The 18,409-nt window shown below is 68.8% G+C and carries 20 protein-coding genes and 1 tRNA gene; 8 read left to right on the top strand and 13 right to left on the bottom strand.

The genetic code is table 11. From position 1 onward, the window contains the following. Positions 1-28 precede the first annotated feature (28 nt). Positions 29-1,435: a DUF3662 and FHA domain-containing protein gene (locus OG579_RS12085; protein ID WP_328856125.1), complete on the bottom strand. Its 1,407-nt coding sequence runs from the start codon at positions 1,433-1,435 to the stop codon at positions 29-31. 230 nt (positions 1,436-1,665) lie between these two features. Between OG579_RS12085 and OG579_RS12080 the strand changes: the two genes are divergently transcribed. Further along, positions 1,666-1,748: transfer RNA gene (locus OG579_RS12080), tRNA-Leu, on the top strand. Between the two features lie 60 nt (positions 1,749-1,808). Here OG579_RS12080 and OG579_RS12075 read toward each other — a convergent pair. Both OG579_RS12075 and OG579_RS12070 read right to left on the bottom strand, forming a co-directional pair. After that, on the bottom strand, positions 1,809-2,423 hold the full coding sequence (locus tag OG579_RS12075; RefSeq protein ID WP_328856124.1) for a MarC family protein: 615 nt from the start codon (positions 2,421-2,423) through the stop codon (positions 1,809-1,811). Positions 2,424-2,432: 9 nt separating this feature from the next. Further along, complete coding sequence (locus tag OG579_RS12070) at positions 2,433-3,473, bottom strand: beta-ketoacyl-ACP synthase 3 (RefSeq protein WP_328856123.1); 1,041 nt, start codon at positions 3,471-3,473, stop codon at positions 2,433-2,435. 134 nt (positions 3,474-3,607) lie between these two features. Between OG579_RS12070 and OG579_RS12065 the strand changes: the two genes are divergently transcribed. Next, positions 3,608-4,348, top strand: a complete 741-nt coding sequence (locus tag OG579_RS12065) for a pirin family protein (RefSeq protein WP_328856122.1) — start codon at positions 3,608-3,610, stop codon at positions 4,346-4,348. A gap of 18 nt (positions 4,349-4,366) precedes the next feature. Here OG579_RS12065 and OG579_RS12060 read toward each other — a convergent pair whose 3' ends face one another. Continuing rightward, positions 4,367-4,951, bottom strand: coding sequence for a TetR/AcrR family transcriptional regulator (locus OG579_RS12060; protein WP_328856121.1), 585 nt, complete (start codon positions 4,949-4,951; stop codon positions 4,367-4,369). Between the two features lie 38 nt (positions 4,952-4,989). Here OG579_RS12060 and OG579_RS12055 point away from each other — a divergent pair, with 38 nt between their 5' ends. Continuing rightward, positions 4,990-5,673: a nitroreductase/quinone reductase family protein gene (locus OG579_RS12055; protein WP_328856120.1), complete on the top strand. Its 684-nt coding sequence runs from the start codon at positions 4,990-4,992 to the stop codon at positions 5,671-5,673. Here the strand turns inward: OG579_RS12055 and OG579_RS12050 are convergent. The 4 genes from OG579_RS12050 to OG579_RS12035 are packed head-to-tail and all read right to left on the bottom strand — an operon-like array spanning position 5,613 to position 9,205. Then, a complete protein-coding gene (locus OG579_RS12050) occupies positions 5,613-6,596 on the bottom strand; it encodes a glycine betaine ABC transporter substrate-binding protein (protein ID WP_328856119.1) in 984 nt (327 codons plus the stop codon). The genes OG579_RS12055 and OG579_RS12050 overlap by 61 nt on opposite strands. Beyond that, entirely contained in the window at positions 6,593-7,363 is a 771-nt protein-coding gene (locus OG579_RS12045) for an ABC transporter permease (protein WP_328856118.1), read from the bottom strand. Before OG579_RS12045 ends, OG579_RS12050 begins: the two co-directional genes overlap by 4 nt. Next, entirely contained in the window at positions 7,360-8,562 is a 1,203-nt protein-coding gene (locus OG579_RS12040; RefSeq protein ID WP_408068669.1) for an ABC transporter ATP-binding protein, read from the bottom strand. Before OG579_RS12040 ends, OG579_RS12045 begins: the two co-directional genes overlap by 4 nt. Beyond that, on the bottom strand, positions 8,555-9,205 hold the full coding sequence (locus OG579_RS12035) for an ABC transporter permease (protein WP_045820911.1): 651 nt from the start codon (positions 9,203-9,205) through the stop codon (positions 8,555-8,557). Before OG579_RS12035 ends, OG579_RS12040 begins: the two co-directional genes overlap by 8 nt. Positions 9,206-9,533: 328 nt before the next feature. Between OG579_RS12035 and OG579_RS12030 the strand changes: the two genes are divergently transcribed. The 4 genes from OG579_RS12030 to OG579_RS12015 all read left to right on the top strand — a co-directional run bounded on the left by OG579_RS12030 (position 9,534) and on the right by OG579_RS12015 (position 13,745). Further along, positions 9,534-10,526 carry a TauD/TfdA dioxygenase family protein gene (locus OG579_RS12030; RefSeq protein ID WP_408068821.1) on the top strand — a complete coding sequence of 331 codons (993 nt, stop codon included), beginning with the start codon at positions 9,534-9,536 and terminating at the stop codon, positions 10,524-10,526. A gap of 59 nt (positions 10,527-10,585) precedes the next feature. Then, positions 10,586-11,020, top strand: coding sequence for an SRPBCC family protein (locus tag OG579_RS12025; RefSeq protein WP_055784369.1), 435 nt, complete (start codon positions 10,586-10,588; stop codon positions 11,018-11,020). A 134-nt stretch (positions 11,021-11,154) separates the two neighbouring features. Continuing rightward, positions 11,155-12,198, top strand: a complete 1,044-nt coding sequence (locus OG579_RS12020) for a GGDEF domain-containing protein (protein WP_328856116.1) — start codon at positions 11,155-11,157, stop codon at positions 12,196-12,198. 35 nt (positions 12,199-12,233) lie between these two features. Next, the gene (locus tag OG579_RS12015; protein WP_328856115.1) at positions 12,234-13,745 is read left to right on the top strand and encodes an ATP-dependent DNA ligase; all 1,512 of its coding nucleotides are present in this window, start codon (positions 12,234-12,236) and stop codon (positions 13,743-13,745) included. A gap of 26 nt (positions 13,746-13,771) precedes the next feature. On the opposite strand, the gene OG579_RS12010 is transcribed toward OG579_RS12015, so the two are convergent. From OG579_RS12010 to OG579_RS11995, 4 genes are all read right to left on the bottom strand, one after another. Further along, on the bottom strand, positions 13,772-14,095 hold the full coding sequence (locus OG579_RS12010; RefSeq protein WP_328856114.1) for a barstar family protein: 324 nt from the start codon (positions 14,093-14,095) through the stop codon (positions 13,772-13,774). Further along, entirely contained in the window at positions 14,092-14,511 is a 420-nt protein-coding gene (locus OG579_RS12005; RefSeq protein ID WP_328856113.1) for a ribonuclease domain-containing protein, read from the bottom strand. Before OG579_RS12005 ends, OG579_RS12010 begins: the two co-directional genes overlap by 4 nt. Positions 14,512-14,593: 82 nt before the next feature. Then, a complete protein-coding gene (locus OG579_RS12000; protein ID WP_328856112.1) occupies positions 14,594-15,478 on the bottom strand; it encodes an SAM-dependent methyltransferase in 885 nt (294 codons plus the stop codon). A 103-nt stretch (positions 15,479-15,581) separates the two neighbouring features. Next, the gene (locus OG579_RS11995; RefSeq protein WP_328856111.1) at positions 15,582-16,496 is read right to left on the bottom strand and encodes a LysR family transcriptional regulator; all 915 of its coding nucleotides are present in this window, start codon (positions 16,494-16,496) and stop codon (positions 15,582-15,584) included. A 162-nt stretch (positions 16,497-16,658) separates the two neighbouring features. Here OG579_RS11995 and OG579_RS11990 point away from each other — a divergent pair, with 162 nt between their 5' ends. Beyond that, on the top strand, positions 16,659-17,957 hold the full coding sequence (locus OG579_RS11990) for an MFS transporter (protein WP_328856110.1): 1,299 nt from the start codon (positions 16,659-16,661) through the stop codon (positions 17,955-17,957). A gap of 9 nt (positions 17,958-17,966) precedes the next feature. On the opposite strand, the gene OG579_RS11985 is transcribed toward OG579_RS11990, so the two are convergent. Then, positions 17,967-18,383, bottom strand: coding sequence for a YccF domain-containing protein (locus tag OG579_RS11985; RefSeq protein ID WP_045820917.1), 417 nt, complete (start codon positions 18,381-18,383; stop codon positions 17,967-17,969). Positions 18,384-18,409 lie beyond the last annotated feature (26 nt).

Raw genomic sequence — 18,409 nt, 5'->3', positions numbered from 1 at the left:
CGTCCGACCAGCGCCTAGGGCGCAGCCGTCACTGGAAGCGGACGGTGATGTCGGAATGGCCCACCCGGATGTGGTCGCCGTCGGCGAGTTCCCAGCTGCTCACGGCGACGTCGTTGACAGTGGTGCCGTTGGTGGAGTTCAGGTCGTGCAGCAGCGCGACCTGCCCGTCCCAGCGGATCTCGACGTGGCGGCGCGAGACGCCGGTGTCGGGGAGGCGGAACTGTGCGTCCTGGCCGCGGCCGATCACGTTCGACCCGTCGCGCAGCGAGAAGGTGCGGTTGCTGCCGTCCTCGAGGCACAGCGTGACACCGGTGGGGGCGTAGGTCGGCGCAGCGGTGGCCGCTCCGTAGCCCTGCTCGTATCCGGCGGGCTGGTAGTTGCCCTGGTCGTAGGCACCCTGGTCGTAGCCACCCTGGTAGGCGCCGCCGCCGCGGGGCGCGTACCCGCCCTGGTCGTAGCCGCCCTGCTGGTAGCCCGCGTCGCGGTAATCGGCGTCGGCGTAGTACCCGGCGTCGGCCTGCTGGTAACCGCGGTCGTTGCCCGCGGGCCCCTGGTCGTACCCGGCCTGGTCGTACCCACCGGCCTGGCCGTAGCCGCCCTGCTGGTAGCCGCCACCGGTGCGGTAGGCGCCCTGGTCGTAGCCGGGGCCACGGTCGTACGCGGGTGCGCCGGCGTCGGGATGGCGCGGGTCACCGTAGTCGGCGGCCGGCGGGTAGCCGCCCTGATCGGCGGGCGCGTAGGCGCCCCGATCGTTGGGGGTGTAGCCACCCTGGTCGTAGCCGTGTCCGGGCTGCGCGTAGCCGCGGTCGTCGTATCCGGCCTGGTCATAGCCGCCGGTGCCGTACCCGGGCTGCGCGTAGCCGCCCTGGTCGGACGCGGGACGATCGCGACCCGGCTCCCGGTCCCCCTGGTCGTATCCCCGGCGCGGGTCGTGTCCTGAGTTCTGGGTCATCGGGAATGCTCCTGGTTCTGCGATCGCGTTCGGTGGGTGGCCTGTGGTTGGGCGCGGTGGTGCGGGCGGGGCCGGGTGGGCCTCCCGCGATCCCACCGGCTTGGGGACGGCGTCGGGGTCGATCGCACCGCGTGCCCGGAACTGTCCGGTGTGCAGCGACGGCGAGTGTTCGAACTCGACGATCACATCACCGTAGGTCTGCCAGCCGTTGTCGCGGATGAAATGCTCGAGATGCTTCGAGAACGTCTTGCGGTTGAGTTCGTACTCGGCGGCCATCTGCTCGTGATCGGTCGAGCTGACCACCACCGTGTAGCTGTTCGGGGCGAGCCTGCCGCCGTCGCCGAGGTTCTCGAGGGAATCCTCGGCCTCGCGCTGCAACGCGCCCTCGACCTCCTGAGGGGCCACCTTGCCACCGAAGACGCGGGCGAAGCCGTCGTCGACGGCGCCCTCGAGCTTCCGTTCGATTCTCTGCAGAATTCCCATGCCGGGGGCCTCCCTTCGCTCGCATCAGCGTGTCGCCGTGCCCCGTACGCCGTTTGATGATAGCGATTCGCCTGGGCATTCGTCCCATCGCGTCCCCATCCGTCCCGCCCGTCACAGCGCCCGGTGTCCTCCGATCAGGCGAAAGAGTGCCCCGAGCAGCGATTTAAACCCGAACTGCCCTGCGTGCTATCGTCTTGCAGTCCGTTTGCTTCACAACGCGGACAGGCCACGGGCGAGTGGCGGAATGGCAGACGCGCTGGCTTCAGGTGCCAGTGTCCTTCGGGACGTGGGGGTTCAAGTCCCCCTTCGCCCACACACACAAGAGGTCCCCGCTTCGGCGGGGACCTCTTGTCGTTGCAGGGGCGACCGGCGCTCATCGGGCGTCGATGAAGCCCATGATCGAGTTCGCGATGAGTTGCACCGCGATGGCGGCGAGCAGGAGTCCGGCGATCTTGGCCAGCAGGGTGACCCCACCGACGCCGAGGATGCGGATGAGCACCGTGGAGAACCGCAACACGATCGCGATGACGACGTGGACGGTGACGATGGCCGCGGCGATGGCGAGGTAGGACGCGGCCTCTCCCGAGGCCTGGCTCACCGCGACGATCACCGCGGCGATCGCACCGGGCCCGGCGAGCAGCGGTGTCCCCAGCGGGACGAGCGCGACGTTCACACCGTCGGACGCCGTGGGCCGTGAGGCGCCGCCCCCGTTCAGCAGCTGCAGCGCCACCAACAGCAGCAGCAGTCCGCCCGCGCCCTGCAGCGCGGGGACCCCGATGTGGAGGTAGGCGAGGATGAACTTCCCGCCGAGGGCGAACGTGCTGATCACCAGCAGGCTCACCGCGGGGGCCTGCCACGCGGCGCGATGCCGGTCGGCCGGGGACTGGTGGCCGACGAGCGACAGGAAGATCGGGATCTGACCGGGAGGGTCCATGATCACGATCAGCGTGATGAGGACCGTCGTGTACTCGGTGACATCGAACCCCACCGTGTGGGGTCAGTCCGCGATCGGCGGCAGCGTCACGACCTGGCCGGCGTAGGCGAGGCCGGCACCGAAGCCCATCAGCAACGCCGTCTGACCGGGCTGTGCCGCACCGGAGCGCAGCACCTCCTCCATCGCCATCGGGATCGACGCGGCGCTGGTGTTGCCGGTCTGTCGGATGTCGTTGGCGACGACCGTCCTCTCGCCGAAGCCGAGGACCTTCACCAGCGCCTCGGTGATGCGGCTGTTGGCCTGGTGCGGGACGAAGACGTCGATGTCGTCGACGGCCACGCCCGAGACGTCGATGGCGTCGCGACAGGCCTTCTCGAGGAAGGTGATCGCCCAGCGGAAGACCGCGGGTCCGTTCATGCGGATGTAGGGACGGACCGACGTGCCGCCGGTGGCCTCGGCCTCGGCGACCTCGTCGAAGTACTGCCCGAAGTCCTTGTCCTGCTTGATCGCCGTGGTCTGCGAGCCGTCGCTGCCCCAGGAGACCGGGCCGACACCCTCGACGTCGGACGGACCGAGCACGACGGCGCCCGCACCATCGGCGAAGATGAAGGCGCAGCCACGGTCGGTGGGGTCGAGCAGATCGGTGAGCCGCTCGACACCGATCACGAGCGCGTACTTCGCCGCGCCGGACCGGACGAGACCGGCCGCGGTGCCCAGCGAGTAACAGAACCCGGCGCAACCGGCGCCCACGTCGAAGGCAGCGCAGTTCTCGATACCGAGCTCGGTCGCCACGACGGCCCCTGCCGACGGACCGAGAACCAACATCGACGACGTCGCGAGCACGATGCAGCCGATCTCGGCGGCGTCGATGCCCGCCGCGGCGATGGCGTCCCGAGCAGCCGCGAGGCTCATGCTGACGATGGTCTCGTCGTCGCCGGCGAAACCGCGGGTCTTGATCCCCGACCGGCTCTGGATCCACTCGTCGCTCGAGTCGATGGCGTCGACGATCTCCGAGTTGGGCACCACACGCTTCGGGCGATAGACGCCGAGTCCGAGCATGCGCACGTGCTCGGTCGTGGGGGCGGTCGCCAGCACTGCAGTCATCTTCTTCTCTCCTCACCGGTCGGTGCGCCCTCGCCGCCGACGTCGGCCCCAGCCGGGGTGTCTCGGTCTATCGGGCGCACCATATACAAGACATGGTGCCCCCATCACCCCGTCTCATGTGCAGGAGGTCGGACTTGACGGTCGAGGTGTTACCGAGCACAGGCCGTCATCGGTGGGACGACACATGGCTGACGTCGCTGCAGTCGTTCCCCGCGACGGGCAACTTCGACCTCGAGGCGGGCGCCCACGGCGTGTTGATGGTCCACAACGAGGACATCGTCGACGCGGGCGGCGGCTTCGACACGCACCGCCACCGCGACGTCGAGATCGTCACCTGGGTGCTCGAGGGGAGCATCGAGCACCGCGACTCCGACGGCAACTGCGGCCTCATCGGACCCGGGCTGGTGCAGCGGATGTCGGCGGGACGCGGGATCACCCACAGCGAGCGCAACGCGTCGTCGCGGCGGGACGACATCACCGCCCACGTGATCCAGATGTGGTTGCCACCTGACGCCGACGGACGCGAACCGGGTTACGCAGAGCGCGATTTCACCGAAGACCTGTCTGCGGGCGAGCTGGTGACGGTGGTGTCGGGACGTGCGCGGGACCGCGACACCGACGCGCTCGGCATCGGCAACCGCTTCGTGGCGCTGAACATCGCGCGCCCGGGTGCGGGCGCCACCGTCGAGCTGCCCGCGGCGCCGTTCGGGCACCTGTTCGTCGCGCGCGGGGAGGTCGAACTGGTGGGGCCATCGCCCACACCGCTCGCGGCGGGCGACGCCGCCCGCTCGGTCGACGAACCCGCGCTGACCGTGCGTGCGGTCACCGACGCGGAGATCCTCTTCTGGGAGATGCACGCCTCGTTCGATCTCTGAGGTCCCCGGCGTCGGATCTCAGCCGCGGTCGGCCAGCAGACCGTCGACCACGAGGGTGACCATGCGGAGCTGATCGACGGCCCGTGGGCGGTCACCGGAACTGACCGCATGCATGGCCAGGCCGTCGACGAGGGCGAGCACCGACGCCGCGGCGTCCGCGCAGCGTTGCCGGTCGGTGACGCCGGCGCGCACGAACGCCTGCGTCAGAGCGGCGCGGACCTCGCCGAGCACCTCGCGCTGCAGGTGCGCCAGCGTCGGTGAGACCGCGGCGCGGGCGGCGAAGGCGAGCTGCACCCGTGCCTCGTCGCGGCGCCGGTCGTCGAGGGGGAGCAGCTGGGTGAGGGCGCCGATGAGATCGCCGCGCACGTCGTCGCCGAGCTCCACGGCGTCGACGCGCTCACGGATGCCGGTCACCACCGCGGTGAACGCGGCCACGATGAGGTCGTCCTTCGTGCGGAACCAGTGCTGCACGGTGCCGATCGCCACCGACGCCTCGGCCGCCACCTCGCGCACCGTCACCCGGTCGAGCCCACGATCGGTGACCACCCGCAGCGTCGCGTCGACGATCGACGCCGCGGCGGCGGGGGTTGACTTCTCGGCCATATCGAGGAACATACATCTGTATGAACCCATACAGATGTATGCCTGAGCGAACTCGAGGATTGATCACCGCGGTGTGCGGTGCGCTGGCCCTGTCGTGGATCCCGTGGAGCATCGATCCCGGAAGCGGATGGATCTCTGCGGCGGTGCAATCAGCGGTCTTCGTCGCCCTCGCGGTGTCGGGCGTGGTGTGGCCGGGCGGCAAGGTCGTCGCGGTCCGCTGTGCACAACGATTCGTGGTCAACCCGGCCGTGCGGATCCTCATGTCCGTCGGTCTCAACCCGCTCGGCCTGGTCATCCTCGAGACCACCGGGCGCGTGAGCGGGCGGCGTCGACGCACCCCGGTGGGCAGCGGCTTCCGCGACGGCACCCTGTGGGTGATCGCCGAACACGGCATGCGGGCGAACTACGTGCGCAACATGATCGTCGAACCCCACGTGCGGGTGCGCGTCCGTCGCGGATGGCGACAGGTCTGGATCGACGGCGTCGGCACCGTGCTCCCCGACGACGACCCCATCGCCGGCCAACGACAGATCGTCGGCCGGAACCCGTTGCGTGCGTTCAACGCGCTGAACGTCCGCCTCCTCGGCGCGGAGCTCCTCACGATCCGCATCGACCCGATCGACTCACAGATGTCTCAAGGTCGGACGAAGCCCTCGGTGTCTCAGGGTCGGACGAAGCCCTCGGCGATCATCCAGTCCCGCGCCACGACCGCCGGTTCCTGACCGTTGACGTCGACCTTGAGGTTCAGGTTCGTGATGGCGTCGGTGGTGAGCTTGTTCGACACCGGCGTCATCACCTGCTCGATGGCCGGGTGGTCCTTGGCGAACGCCTCACGCATCACGATCGCCGCGTTGTAGTTCGGGAAGAACTGCTTGTCGTCGGTGAGCAGCTGCAGACCGAGTGACTTGATCCGACCGTCGGTGGTGAACACCTCGCCGAAGGGACACTCGGTACCGCCCGCGGTCGCCTGATAGATGATGCCGCCCTGCAGGATCGACACCGGCACCTTCGTGGGAGGGAACCCGTAGGCGCGGGCCATACCCGGGAAACCGTCCTGGCGCGAACGGAATTCGGTCTCCAGGCACGTGCGTGCGGCGTTCGGGTCCCGGTTGACCAGAGCGGCGTAGTCGCTGAGCGTCTTCACCCCGGTCTTGTCACCGACGGCCTTGCTGGTGGCTAGGGCGTAGGTGTTGTTCATCGGTGCGGGTGCGGTCCAGACGAGCTTGTTCTCCTTGAGATCCTGATCGCGCACCGCCTCGAACTGGGCGCGCTCACCGATCACGGGCTTCTCGTTGCCGAGGTAGTTGATCCATCCGGTACCGGTGTACTCGTAGGTGACGTCGACCTGACCCGCGATCTCCGCGTCCCGTGTCGAGCGCGATCCGACGATGCTGGTGAGGTCGCGGACATCGGCGCCGGCGGCCATCAGCGCGTATTCGATGATGTAGCCCAGGATGGCCTGCTCGGTGAACTCCTTGGAGCCCACGGTGATCTTCACCCCGTCGAGTGACGGGACCTTCTGGATCGATCCCGACGTCACGGTGAACGGCGGGGTGCTGCCCGAGGACAGACCGCAGGCGGCGGTCGCCAGGACCAACAGCGACGACAGAGCCAGCAGCACAACGGTTCTCACGCGTCGCGTCATACTCGCAACCCCTTCGGCCCGAGCCAGCGTTCCGCGAGCGCACCGACCCAGTCGACCATCATCGCCAGGCACGCGGCGAGCACCGAGCCCACCACGAGCGCGACGTAGTCGCGCAGCTTGTAGCCGGTGTCGATGAGGATGCCGAGCCCGCCGGCGTCGACGAGGAAGCTCAACGTGGCCGTGCCGACAGCGAGCACGAGCGAGGTACGCAGGCCGGCGAGGATGTAGGGGATGGCGAGCGGGAACTCGAGGCGCACGAGGATGCCGGTCTTCGACATGCCCTGCCCGCGTCCGGCGTCGATCACCGCGGGATCGACGCTCGCGTAGCCGAGCAGCGTGTTCGCCAGCACCGGCAGCAGGGAGTAGATGGCGATGGGGATGACCCCGATCCAGAACCCGGTGGTCGCGGTCCACAGGAACAGCAGCACCAGAAGTCCGATCGCGGGGGTCGCCTGGCCGATGTTCGCGATCGCGACGGCGATGGGCGCCAACCTCTTCAGGCGTGGGCGGCTCAGCAGTGTGCCCACCGGCACCGCGATCGCGACCACGATCGCTGCGACCACGACACTGATGACCAGGTGCTGCCACACCAGCGACGACACGTACGAGGCGTTGATCGTCTCCTTCTGCGTGGCCGTCAGATCGCGGGTGAACGCCCAGATCAGCACCGCCGCGGCGACCGCGATCACCAGCACCGGTTGGATCAGCAGGCGCAGGCGGCCCTCGCCGAGTTCGGAATCGACATCGGAGCCGATGGTGGTGGTCATGCGGGGTCCGTCGCGGCAACGTCGTCGGGGACCCGCATGTCGCGGATGGCCGCCATGAGGGTCTCGATCACGACGACGCCCTCGTAGCGACCGTTCTTGCCGGTGACGATCGCCGACACGCAGCCGGTCGAGAGGATGGCCTCGAGCGCCTGCTGCAGAGTCGACGACATCGAGACGAGGTCGGCGGGGACACCCACGTCGCGCAGCGAGCTCGCCGACCGGAGGTGGTGATCGCGGACCCAGCGCACCGGGCGATCGCGGTCGTCGAGGATGACGCCCCAGTCGTCGGGCGTCCGGGCGATCGCGGCGGCGAACTCGGCGGGCGCATCGTTCTCGTGTGCGGTGGGTCGGTGCTCGAGCGCCACGTCACGCACCCGCACCAGACCGAGCTGCTGGAGAAGGGCGCCGCTGCCCACGAACCCCTCGACCATCTCGGTGGCGGGGTTGGCCAGGATCGCCTCGGGGGTGTCGTACTGCTGGATCGACGACGCCTCGCCGAGGACGGCGATGCGGTCGCCGAGTTTCACGGCCTCGCTGAAATCGTGGGTGACGAACACGATCGTGGTGCCGATCTCGGCGTGCAGTCGGATCAACTCGTCCTGCAGCGACGCCCGTGTGATCGGGTCGACGGCGCCGAAGGGCTCGTCCATCAACAGCACCGGCGGATCGGCCGCGAGTGCCCGGGCCACACCCACGCGCTGCTGCTGTCCGCCGGAGAGCTGGCGCGGGAATCGATGGAGGTAGACCGCCGGGTCGAGGCCCACGAGGTGCAGCATCTCCTCGGTGCGCGCGGTGACGCGCTTCTTGTCCCACTTCAGGAGTCCCGGGACCAGCGCGACGTTCTGCGCGATCGTCATGTGCGGGAACAGTCCGGCCTGCTGGATGGAGTAGCCGATGGAGCGCCGCAGTTCGTTGGCCGGGATCGAGAGCGCGTCGCGGCCGCCGATGCTGATCGATCCCGACGTGGGTTCGATGAGCCGGTTGATCATCCGCATCGTGGTGGTCTTGCCACAGCCCGAGGGCCCGACGAACACGACGATCTCGCCGGCGTTCACGGTGAGCGACACGTCGTCGACGGCGGCGGTCTTCTGCCCGGGGTAGCGCTTGCTGACGTGGTCGAGCACGATGTCGACGCCCGCCGACCCCCGTGTGCTCGTCGATGTCCCGGTACTGCTCGTGGTGGTGGTCATGTCAGTCACGCAGACCCTTCGAGGTCGTGAGTCGTCCGATGATCATGTAAACGGCGTCGAGAAGCAGTGCCAGCACGACGATGAGAACGGTGGCGGTGAGCGCCATGGGAATGGCGGTGGGGCTGCCGACCCGCGCGAGTCCGGTGAAGATCAGGTTGCCCAGGCCGGGACCCTTGGCGTACGCGGCGATCGCGAGGATGCCCATCGCCATCTGCGAGCTGACCCGCATCCCGGCGAGCACGGCGGGCCAGGCGAGTCGCATCTCGACGCGAGTCAACATCTGCAACCGCGACATCCCGGTGCCGCGGGCGGCGTCGACGAGGGCCGGATCGATCGATGACAACCCGACGATGGCGTTGCGGACGATCGGCAGGAGCGAATACAGGACCAGGGCGAAGATGCTGGGGATCACCCCGAGTCCGAACACCGGGATGAGCAGACCCAGCAGCGCGAACGACGGAATCGTCAGGATCACCGACGACACCGAGTTCGCGAGGGCGGCGACCGCCGGGTTGCGATACGTGGCGATGGCGACCGCGAGTGCGATCAGCGTGGCCAGGATGACGCTCTGCACCACCGCACTCACGTGCTGGTAGCTGTCGAACAGGAGCTGACGGCGATGGTCGGTGAAGTAGTCCCACACGTCGTTCACGTCGAGTCGAGCCTCGTTCCTACCCACCCGGAAGGGGTGCGGCGGCGATGGGAGATCGCGCGACCGTGCCTGAAGGCCCCGGATTCGCCGAGTCTTGACGAGAAGCCACCGGATGCCCCGGAGGGCTCGCAAACCGGGTGTACCGGAGCGTGTTCCCGCCGTGGCTCGTTCGGATCAGTATGCGCCAAACCTTGCCGCCCATCGGCAATCACACGGAACATGCAGGTAGGACCACGTGCGTATGGGTGCTCTGATGTCGGATTCGCCGGTGTCTGGCGCGGGCGCGTCGGCCTGATCTACCGATGAAAGGCACTGTGCTGTGACCACGATCCTCGAACCGACCCACTCCCGCCTCAGCGGCCCGATCACCTCGCGCCCGCGGCCGGCGATCGAGGTGACCAAGTTGGGCCACCACCTCGGGGCGCGGATCGACGGCGTGACCCTCCGACCGGATCTGGACCCCCGCGTGATCGAGGAGATCCGGCGCGCGGTGCTGACGCACAAGGTCGTGATCATCACCGGTCAGCACCACGTCGACGACGCCGCGCAGTACGAGTTCGCCGGCCTGCTCGGCACGCCGACGAAGGCGCACCCGACGGTGCTGTCCCGCGGCGAGGACCTGTTGCCGCTGGAGGGCGCGGCCAACTCGTGGCACACCGACGTCACCTTCGTCGACCGCATCCCGAAGATGTCGGTGCTGCGTGCGGTGGTCCAGCCCAGCTACGGCGGCGCAACCATGTGGGCGTCGACCGTCGCCGCCTATGCGGCCCTGCCCGCCCCGTTGCGGGTGCTCGCCGACAACCTGCGGGCGATCCACACCAACGACTACGACTACGCCGAGCACCTGACCGTCGGGGACTCGAGCGACCCCGAGTACCGGGCCGAGTTCACCAAGACGGTGTTCCGCACCGAGCACCCGGTGGTGCGGGTGCACCCCGAGACCGGCGAGCGCGCTCTGACCCTGGGGCACTTCGTCTCCGGCTTCGCCGGGCTCAAGACCTCGGAGTCGGCCGACATCCTGCGGCTGCTGCAGGCCCGGGTGGAGCGGCCCGACAACACCTTCCGCTGGAATTGGTCACCCGGCGACATCGCGATCTGGGACAACCGGTCGACCCAGCACTACGGCGTGGCCGATTTCGGCGACGCCTACCGCAAGGTCAACCGCGTGACGCTCGCCGGCGACATCCCCGTGGGTGTCGACGGTCGGCCGTCGGTCTCGCTGGCCGGCGATGCGTCGGCCTACTCGGTGGTCGACACCCCCGATCCGGTGCCGGGTTTCGTGCCCGCCAGCGAGCGCAGCATCACCGCGCCGATCGACTGAGGCGCGTACGTACCATCGGCGCCACGTCCGTATCCATCACAGACGAACGAGGAGCCGACATGGTCGAGGTATCGCGCACGTTCACCGTCGCCAAGGATCGGGCGGCCGTCGCCGCCTACCTGCGCGACTTCACCAATGCGACGCAGTGGGACCCGGGAAGCCAGGACAACGTCCAGACGACCCCCGGCCCGGTCGCGGTCGGCACCGTCTGGCACAACACCTCGAAGCTGGTCGGGGTGACCACCGAACTCGACTACACGCTGGTGCGCGACGACCCCGACCACCTGCGATTCGAGGGCGTCAACAAGACCGCCACGAGCAGCGACGACCTGGCGTTGGCGGACGCGGGGAACGGCGGTACGCAGATCACCTATCGGGCGAACGTGTCGCTCAACGGCGCGGCCAAGCTGGGCGAGCCGATCATGTGGCTGGTGTTCCAGAAGATCGCCGGCGAGACCGTCCGTTCGATGACGTCGGCGCTGGAGGCGCTGTAGTCGGGGTTCGGCCCTATCGTCCGTGCGAGACACCGTGAACTGTCACCTCGACGCCCCATCTGTGGGATCGTGCCCATCGTGAATGCTCCGAGCGTGTCCTCGGAGCACGGGTCGGATGAGGTGTGAAGAGCTACATGGCCGCGGCGAGACGTTCTCGATTGGCGACCGCGCGCCTGCACGAGCCGCATCTGGAGGCGGTGTCGCGCCGCACCATCGGGTTCGCGGCGATGAACTTCGGTGTGGTCGGTATCGTCACGCGCTTCTATCAGGACCCGACCGATGCGGTCGCGATCGCCGTGTGGGTGCTCGCGGGGTTCGCTGTCCTCTCCGGTGTCATCTGGATGACGACCCGCTTCTTCGTGGACGGGGTAGGGGCACGCCTGTTCGGCCTGTTCGCCGATCTCGGGACCCTCGGGGTCGTCTTCACCATCACCCCCCGGGTCGACGCTTTGTTCGGATGCGCGCTCTACGCGGTGACCGGTGCCTTCTTCATGTTCTTCCTCTCCCGGGCGTGGTTGGTCGCGCACATCGCCTTCGCCACGACGGCGACCATCGGGTTCACTGTCTGGGCACTCGTCGACGGCGAGGGCGTCGCCTACACGCTGGCCCGCACGATCATCGTGCTGCTGGTGGTGATCGGGCCGACCCTCACCATGGAGCTGGCGTGGTCGACCTTCCGCCGCCGTTCGGACCTCGCCGCGACCGACTCGTTGACCGGCGTCCACAACCTGCGCGGCATGTGGCAGGAGGCGATACCGATGATCGAGCGGGTCGCCGGCGCCGAGACCTCGGTGGCGTTCGCGGTCGCCGACATCGACGGGTTCAAGAAGGTCAACGACGCCCACGGCCACGACATCGGCGACGAGGTGTTGGTGCGGGTCGCCCACGAACTCAGCGAGCACGTGGGGACCGCCGGTTTCGTGGCCCGCAGCGGGGGTGAGGAGTTCACCCTCGTGGTGAGCGGACCGGCGGAGACGGTGCGTGAGATCGCCGCGACCATACCCACCGAGTTCGACGGTGGGGCCGCCGCGCCGTCGGTCACGATGAGCATCGGGGTCGTCGCTGCCCATCCCGCACGGTCGGGACGGGAGGCGGCCCGCGACGCACGACGCCGCGCCGACCACACGATGTACGAGGCGAAGCAGTCCGGCGGCAATCAGATCCGCCTCGCCCTCTGACCCGGCTCGTCGTACCAGCGCGGTAGAACTGGGTGATGCGACTCCACGAGGTCATCGAGACGTCGGAGGCGGTCGGCGCCGTGTCCGGCCGCCGCGCCAAGATCGACCTGCTGGCCCAACTCATCGCCTCCCTCGACGCCGCCGAGGTGCTGCCGGTGGTCGCCTGGCTCACCGGTCGTCCCCGGCAGGGACGGATCGGCGTCGGGTGGCGCACGTTGTCGGCCGCGAGACCCGAGCCCAGCGCGGAGCCCGGACTCTCGGTCCTCGATGTCGACACCGCTCTGACCGATCTGACCAGCGTCTCCGGTGCGGGCTCGACCGCGCGCCGTCGCGATCTGCTCGCCGGGCTCTTCGGCGCGGCCACCGCGCCCGAACAGGATTTCCTCGTCCGGTTGCTCACCGGGGAGTTGCGGCAGGGTGCTCTGGAGGGTGTGGCGACCGATGCCGTCGCAGCCGCGTTCGATGTCGAGCAGAGCGCGGTCCGACGCGCGGCGATGTTGTCGGGTGACCTCGCCGTCACCGCCGCGGCGGCCCTGTCCGGGGGCGCCGAGGAACTGGCACGATTCACCCTCACCGTGGGCCGACCGGTGCGACCGATGCTCGCCTCACCCGGCGAGTCCATGGACGCGGCGTACGCCGCACTCGGGCCCGACGTCGTCGTCGAACACAAGCTCGACGGCGCGCGCATCCAGGTGCATCGCGATGGCGACGAGGTCCTCATCGTCACCCGCACGCTGCGTGACATCACCTCCGCCGTCCCCGAACTGGTGGAGTTGGTCCGTGCGCTGCCGTGTCGCTCGGTCGTGCTCGACGGTGAGACGCTCGCGCTCGAGGACTCCGGCCGGCCGCGCCCGTTCCAGGAGACGATGAGTCGGTTCGGATCCGCCGCGGGCGAACTGCTGTTGTCGCCGTACTTCTTCGACTGCATCCATCTCGATGGTGAGGACCTGCTCGACGCCCCGCTCGAGAAGCGCAGGGCCGCCCTCGATTCCGTTGCCGGGCAGCACCGTATCCCGGCAGTGGTCCGGCCGACCGCCGAGCAGGCCCGTGCTCACTTCGACGCCGCGATCGCCGCGGGACACGAGGGCGCGATGGTGAAGTCGCTCGCCTCCACCTACGCCGCGGGCCGTCGCGGCAAGAGCTGGCTCAAGGTGAAACCCGAGCACACCCTCGACCTCGTCGTCATCGGGGTGGAACGGGGCTCCGGCCGACGCGCCGGCTGGCTGTCGAATCTGCACCTCGGCGCCCGCGACCCCGACGGCGGTCCACCGATCATGGTCGGCAAGACGTTCAAGGGACTCACCGACGAGCTGCTCCGGTGGCAGACCGAGGAGTTCCCGAAACATGAGTCGCACAGTGACTCCCACGCGATGTACCTGCACCCGGAGATCGTCGTCGAGATCGAGCTCGACGGGGTGCAGACCAGCACCCGGTACCCGGGTGGTGTCGCACTACGCTTCGCGCGCGTGTCGCGGTACCGGCCCGACAAGGACGCCGCCGACGCCGACACCATCGACGCCGTGCGCGCCCTGCGTGTGGGTGGCTGAGCGCGAACGGCGTCAGCGGATCGTCGTCAGCTCAGCCGCAGCGGCACGCCGCAGTCGGCGAACACCTCGATGATGTGGTCGAAGACCGAACGGTCGCCCCGCATCTGCGTCGACAGTTGCGTTCGGGCGGCGGCGCTGTGACTCCACTCGAATTCGAAGGGCCGGTCGTCCGGGGTGCCGAAACCCCCACGGAGACAATCGGCCAACGCATCGAGGTTCGCACCGAAGTAGCCGCCGGGACCGTTCACCGCCCGCCCGATCTCGGTGTAGAAGTCCTCGGGTGACGTGATCGCGCTGCCGTCGATCTCGTAGCGCACCGGGTCCGAGGAACGGGCGGGGGCATCGGTCATGCGTCCACTATCTCGCAGAACGAGCCGTAGTGGTCACCGGTGTAGTAGTAGTGCGGCGGGGAGGTGAGCGGCGTTCCGCCGGTGACGATCCGACGAGCTCCCCGGGTCGACGCACCGGGGGTGGGCACCGTGTACTCGTGGTAGTAGCTCGACGACTGCGCGGGCAGCACACCCTCGCGGTTGGAGAACACGACCCCGTCGTTGTTGGGGTAGGGGAACGGACCGCCGGATTGGATCAGGTTCACGGTCTGCGTGGCCTGCGCCGGCAGATTCGCCAGGTAGCAATTGGAGATCGCTGCGTCTGCGGTGGCCGGGGTCGCGAAGGCGATGGCGCCCGCGGTGGCGAGACCGGCGAGCGTGGTGGCCAGGCGTGTGGTGACGCGGCGGTGTGAGGTGCGCGAAGAGGTCGTTAGCATGCACAAGAGTGTGGTCGTCACCGATGACACCCGGTGATCGTCCGGGTGAACGGCGCGTGACAACTCCCTCGGTAACTTCACCTCAGCGGCGATGCGCCACAACCAGATCGAGCGACTGCTGCATGCGGGTCCACGGCGAACCCTCGGGCGCGGGCCGACCGTACTCCGACAGCAGGGACACCAGGGAGTCCGAGGTCGTCGCCCAACCGTGACCGTCGAGCCAGTCCTGTGTGGCGAACTGGCCGATGTCGAAGAACAGCTCGTCCATCGTGACGCCGAACGCAGAGGCGTCGAAGTCGGCGTGGTCGGGTTCGAACGGTTCGCGGGGGACGTCGAGGATCAGCACGCTGCCCGAGGGCGCGGCGGATCCGATGGTGGTGAGCAGGGTCTGCTGGTCCTCGGCGCGCAGGTAGGGGAGGAGTCCCTCCGCGAGCCACACCGTGGGGATGTCGTCACGGAAGCCTGCGTCGCGCAGGGCGCCGAGCCAGTCGTCACGCAGGTCGCAGGCGACGGTCGTCCGATGGGCGGCGGTCTGCGCGTCGAGTTGGTCGAGGACCCCGTTCTTGAACTCCAGGACCGCGGGCTGATCGACCTCGAACACCGGTGTGCCGGATGCCCACGGGAGTCGATGGGCGCGTGCGTCGAGACCAGAGGCGAGGATGACGGCCTGTGCGCACCCCGATGCGGTCGCGTCGGCGACGGCGGTGTCGATGCGCAGGGTGCGCGCAGCCATCATGTCCCGCAGCATGGTCACCGAGCCGGCCACCGACGGATCGCTGTCGACGAGCTCGTCGATCGCCTCCGGCGTCAGGGAGTCCTCGCCCGCGGCGCGGACGAAGGCCTCGGCGAACCGGTCTCGGATCAGCGCGTCGGGGCGTCGGGTCTCCAGTGCCCGTCCGAGGGCGACGAGCAGGGCGGTGCGGCCCACGCTGGAGGTGATGGTCCAGGAGTCCTTGTTCGTACGCATAGCTAAATGCTACGCCTGTGTCCCCTACCGGTCAGGACGCGATTGGGAACCCTCGGCGTCGGGTCGGGATCGAACGCCGGGATGTCCGGCCATAGTCCTTCGACTATGGCTGGGTGATCCAGTGATTGGCCGTTGCCGCGCGGGCGAGCACGTCGGCGTGCGGGGTGCCGCGGGTGGCGGTGAGACCGAGCCTCTCGACGAGTGGTGGTCCGCCGGTGATCGGCTTCCATCGCAGGACGGGATCGGGCTCGATCGCCGACCGCGGCCGCAGGGACACCAGATCGGGGTTGGTCTGCAGGACGTGCTGGAACAGGATGTGCCTGCTGGTGTCGGCCACCACGAGGTCGGGCTCCCAGCCGTGCACGCCCAGGGCGGCGAGCAGCGAACTCGCGAAGAGCGGCGCGGTCGCGGTGTCGAACCACAGCAAACGCTGTGACACGAGGCGTTCCCACGGCACAGTGTCGACGTCGGCGAACGGGTGGTGCCTGCCGACGACTGCACCGAGCTCCTCGCGCCACACCTCGGCGCCGACCAGGCGTTGCGAGGTCAGCGGGAGCCTGACCAGCCCGAAGGTCAACTCACCGTGCTCGAGGAGGGTCGACTGACGGCTCGACCCCGCCGATCGGAGCTCGATGCGGGCGGAGGTCTCGAACTCCTCGCGCGCCTGCGCCTCGAGCGCCACCTCCACCAGCTCGACGACGTGGGCCGGCACGCCCGAGCACACGCCGAGCGACCAGGCGTGGCTGGTCCGCACCGCGGCGTCGACCGCGGCACGCAGCGCCGACGGCAGGGAGTCGACACCCTCGAGGAAGCGTCGCCCGGCCGGGGTCAGTGTCATCCCGCCGGCCGACCGCGCGAACAGTTCGACACCGACGCGCCCCTCGAGCTTTCGGAGCTGGTGGCTCAGACTCGGTTGTGCCAGGTGGAGCTCTTTGGCGGCCGCCGAGACGCTGCCCTCGCGCACCACGGTGAGGAAGTACCGCAGATGGCGGAACGTGACCTCGTCGAGGTCGCTCATCGGTACCGGTCGCAGGCGCGATGCGGCGGGCGCGCGGTTGTCAGGGTCATAGTCATCTGACTATAGCCCGCACCGCAAACGCGTCTTACCCTCTCCCGTTCCGCCGGCGATAGCGTCATGGCCATCGGACCCGTCTGTCGACCCGCACCGATCGGAGAACCCATGTCACCCACACCGACGAGCGCCACCGTCTCGAACGATGTCGTCGGATCCGCGTTGGTCGAGGCCGATCTCGAGACGCCGACCGCCGCGCCGGAGCCGACCCGCTCACGCCTGTCGTTCTGGTTGGTGACCGCGGCCACCGCTCTCGCTCTGGCGGCCAGCGGCACCCCGTCGCCGCTGTACGTCGACTACCAGGCCAAGTGGGGGTTCTCCGCCACGACGGTCACCCTCATCTACGGGATCTACGCCGGTGGCGTTCTGGTGGCGCTGTTGACCATGGGCGGCCTCTCCGACCGCATCGGCCGCCGGCCGGTGATGATCGGGAGCATCGGTGTGCTGGCGGCCAGCATGGTGGTGTTCGTGTTCGCCGACAACGTCGGGTGGCTCTACGTCGCCCGCGCCATCCAGGGTGTCGCGACCGGTGTCTTCACCGGTGCCGCCGGAGCCGCGCTGTCGGAGTTGCACTTTCGTCGTGACCACCGCATCGCCTCGCTGGTGAACAGCACCGCGACGGCGTCGGGCATCGCGTTCGGCGCCGTGCTGACCGGCATGCTCGCGCAGTGGGCTCCAGCCCGTCTGGTGCTGCCCTACCTCGTGGTCGCGGGGTTGTCGGTGCTGGTCCTCATCGGGATCGCCATCTGGGTACCCGAGACCGTCACCGCACGGCAGTCGCTGCGCAGCAGCCTGTTCCGTCTCCAGCGACTCAGCCTGCCGGCCGGGATCCGGCAGGAGTTCGCCATCGGCGGGCTCAGCGTGACCGCCGCCTGGTCGGTCGGTGGGCTCTACCTCGCCCTCGGCGGCACCCTCGCCAAGGAGCTCCTGCACGTCAACAACCACCTCGTGGCGGGGTTGGTGATCCTCGCGGTCCAGGGTGTCGGTGGTCTCGGTCAGCTCGTGTGGAACCTCAGCCGCCCGACCGCGTCGATACGCTCGTCGGCGCTGGTGGGGTCGGCCGCACTCATCGTCGGTCTGGTGCTCGCCTCGATCGCTCTCGCGACGTCGAGTTCGGCCGTCTTCTTCATAGGGGCCGTCGCGACCGGTGTGGGATTCGGTCTGGCGTTCATGTCCGGGACCCGTCGCGTCACGCAGGTCGCACCCGACGCCCAGCGCGGTGAGGTGCTCGCGGCGTATTTCGTGATCGCCTACATCGCCATCTCCGTGCCCGCGATCATCGCCGGACTCGTCTCGACGCACCTCGGCATCACCGAGACCTTCTACTGGTTCGCCGGCATCACGTCGGTGATCGCGGCGATCGTGTTCGTCGCCGGCCTGCTCGAGCGCGAGGAACGTCAGCTCTGACGGGTGCCGTCAGTACCGGACCGCAGGGTTGGTGACCGGGGGCGCGAGACGGACGTCGGTGGAGACGATGCGGGAGCCCAGAGGCAGCAGCGAGATGGGGATCATCTTGAAGTTGGCGATACCCAGCGGGATCCCGATGATGGTGAGGCACAGCACGATACCGGTGCCGATGTGGCCGATCGCGAGCCAGATGCCCGCGAAGATCAGCCAGATCACGTTGCCCACCGCCGACGCGGCACCGGCCGACGGATCGCGCACGACCGTGCGGCCGAACGGCCACAGGGCGTAGCCCGCGATGCGGAACGAGGCGATCCCGAACGGGATGGTGATGATCAGGATGCAACACACGATGCCGGCCACCACGTAGCCGATGGCCATCCAGAACCCGCAGAGCACCAGCCAGATGATGTTGAGGAGTGTCTTCATCACACCAGTGTGCCGATCACCGGCCG

Origin of the sequence: Williamsia herbipolensis (assembly GCF_036153515.1) — a bacterium.
GTDB classification, from domain to species: domain Bacteria; phylum Actinomycetota; class Actinomycetes; order Mycobacteriales; family Mycobacteriaceae; genus Williamsia_A; species Williamsia_A herbipolensis.
This window is presented reverse-complemented; position numbering and strand designations above follow the sequence as displayed.

Coding starts and splice junctions, on each gene's coding strand:
- OG579_RS12050 (WP_328856119.1), bottom strand. CDS start 6,596: ATGACGCGACGCGTGAGAACCGTTGTGCTGCTGGCTCTGTCGTCGCTG.
- OG579_RS12010 (WP_328856114.1), bottom strand. CDS start 14,095: ATGACCGATGCCCCCGCCCGTTCCTCGGACCCGGTGCGCTACGAGATC.
- OG579_RS12055 (WP_328856120.1), top strand. CDS start 4,990: ATGCCTGAGCGAACTCGAGGATTGATCACCGCGGTGTGCGGTGCGCTG.
- OG579_RS11990 (WP_328856110.1), top strand. CDS start 16,659: ATGTCACCCACACCGACGAGCGCCACCGTCTCGAACGATGTCGTCGGA.
- OG579_RS12085 (WP_328856125.1), bottom strand. CDS start 1,435: ATGGGAATTCTGCAGAGAATCGAACGGAAGCTCGAGGGCGCCGTCGAC.
- OG579_RS12000 (WP_328856112.1), bottom strand. CDS start 15,478: ATGCGTACGAACAAGGACTCCTGGACCATCACCTCCAGCGTGGGCCGC.
- OG579_RS12025 (WP_055784369.1), top strand. CDS start 10,586: ATGGTCGAGGTATCGCGCACGTTCACCGTCGCCAAGGATCGGGCGGCC.
- OG579_RS12045 (WP_328856118.1), bottom strand. CDS start 7,363: ATGACCACCACCATCGGCTCCGATGTCGATTCCGAACTCGGCGAGGGC.
- OG579_RS12015 (WP_328856115.1), top strand. CDS start 12,234: ATGCGACTCCACGAGGTCATCGAGACGTCGGAGGCGGTCGGCGCCGTG.
- OG579_RS12070 (WP_328856123.1), bottom strand. CDS start 3,473: ATGACTGCAGTGCTGGCGACCGCCCCCACGACCGAGCACGTGCGCATG.
- OG579_RS12060 (WP_328856121.1), bottom strand. CDS start 4,951: ATGGCCGAGAAGTCAACCCCCGCCGCCGCGGCGTCGATCGTCGACGCG.
- OG579_RS12005 (WP_328856113.1), bottom strand. CDS start 14,511: ATGCTAACGACCTCTTCGCGCACCTCACACCGCCGCGTCACCACACGC.
- OG579_RS12020 (WP_328856116.1), top strand. CDS start 11,155: ATGGCCGCGGCGAGACGTTCTCGATTGGCGACCGCGCGCCTGCACGAG.
- OG579_RS11985 (WP_045820917.1), bottom strand. CDS start 18,383: ATGAAGACACTCCTCAACATCATCTGGCTGGTGCTCTGCGGGTTCTGG.
- OG579_RS11995 (WP_328856111.1), bottom strand. CDS start 16,496: ATGAGCGACCTCGACGAGGTCACGTTCCGCCATCTGCGGTACTTCCTC.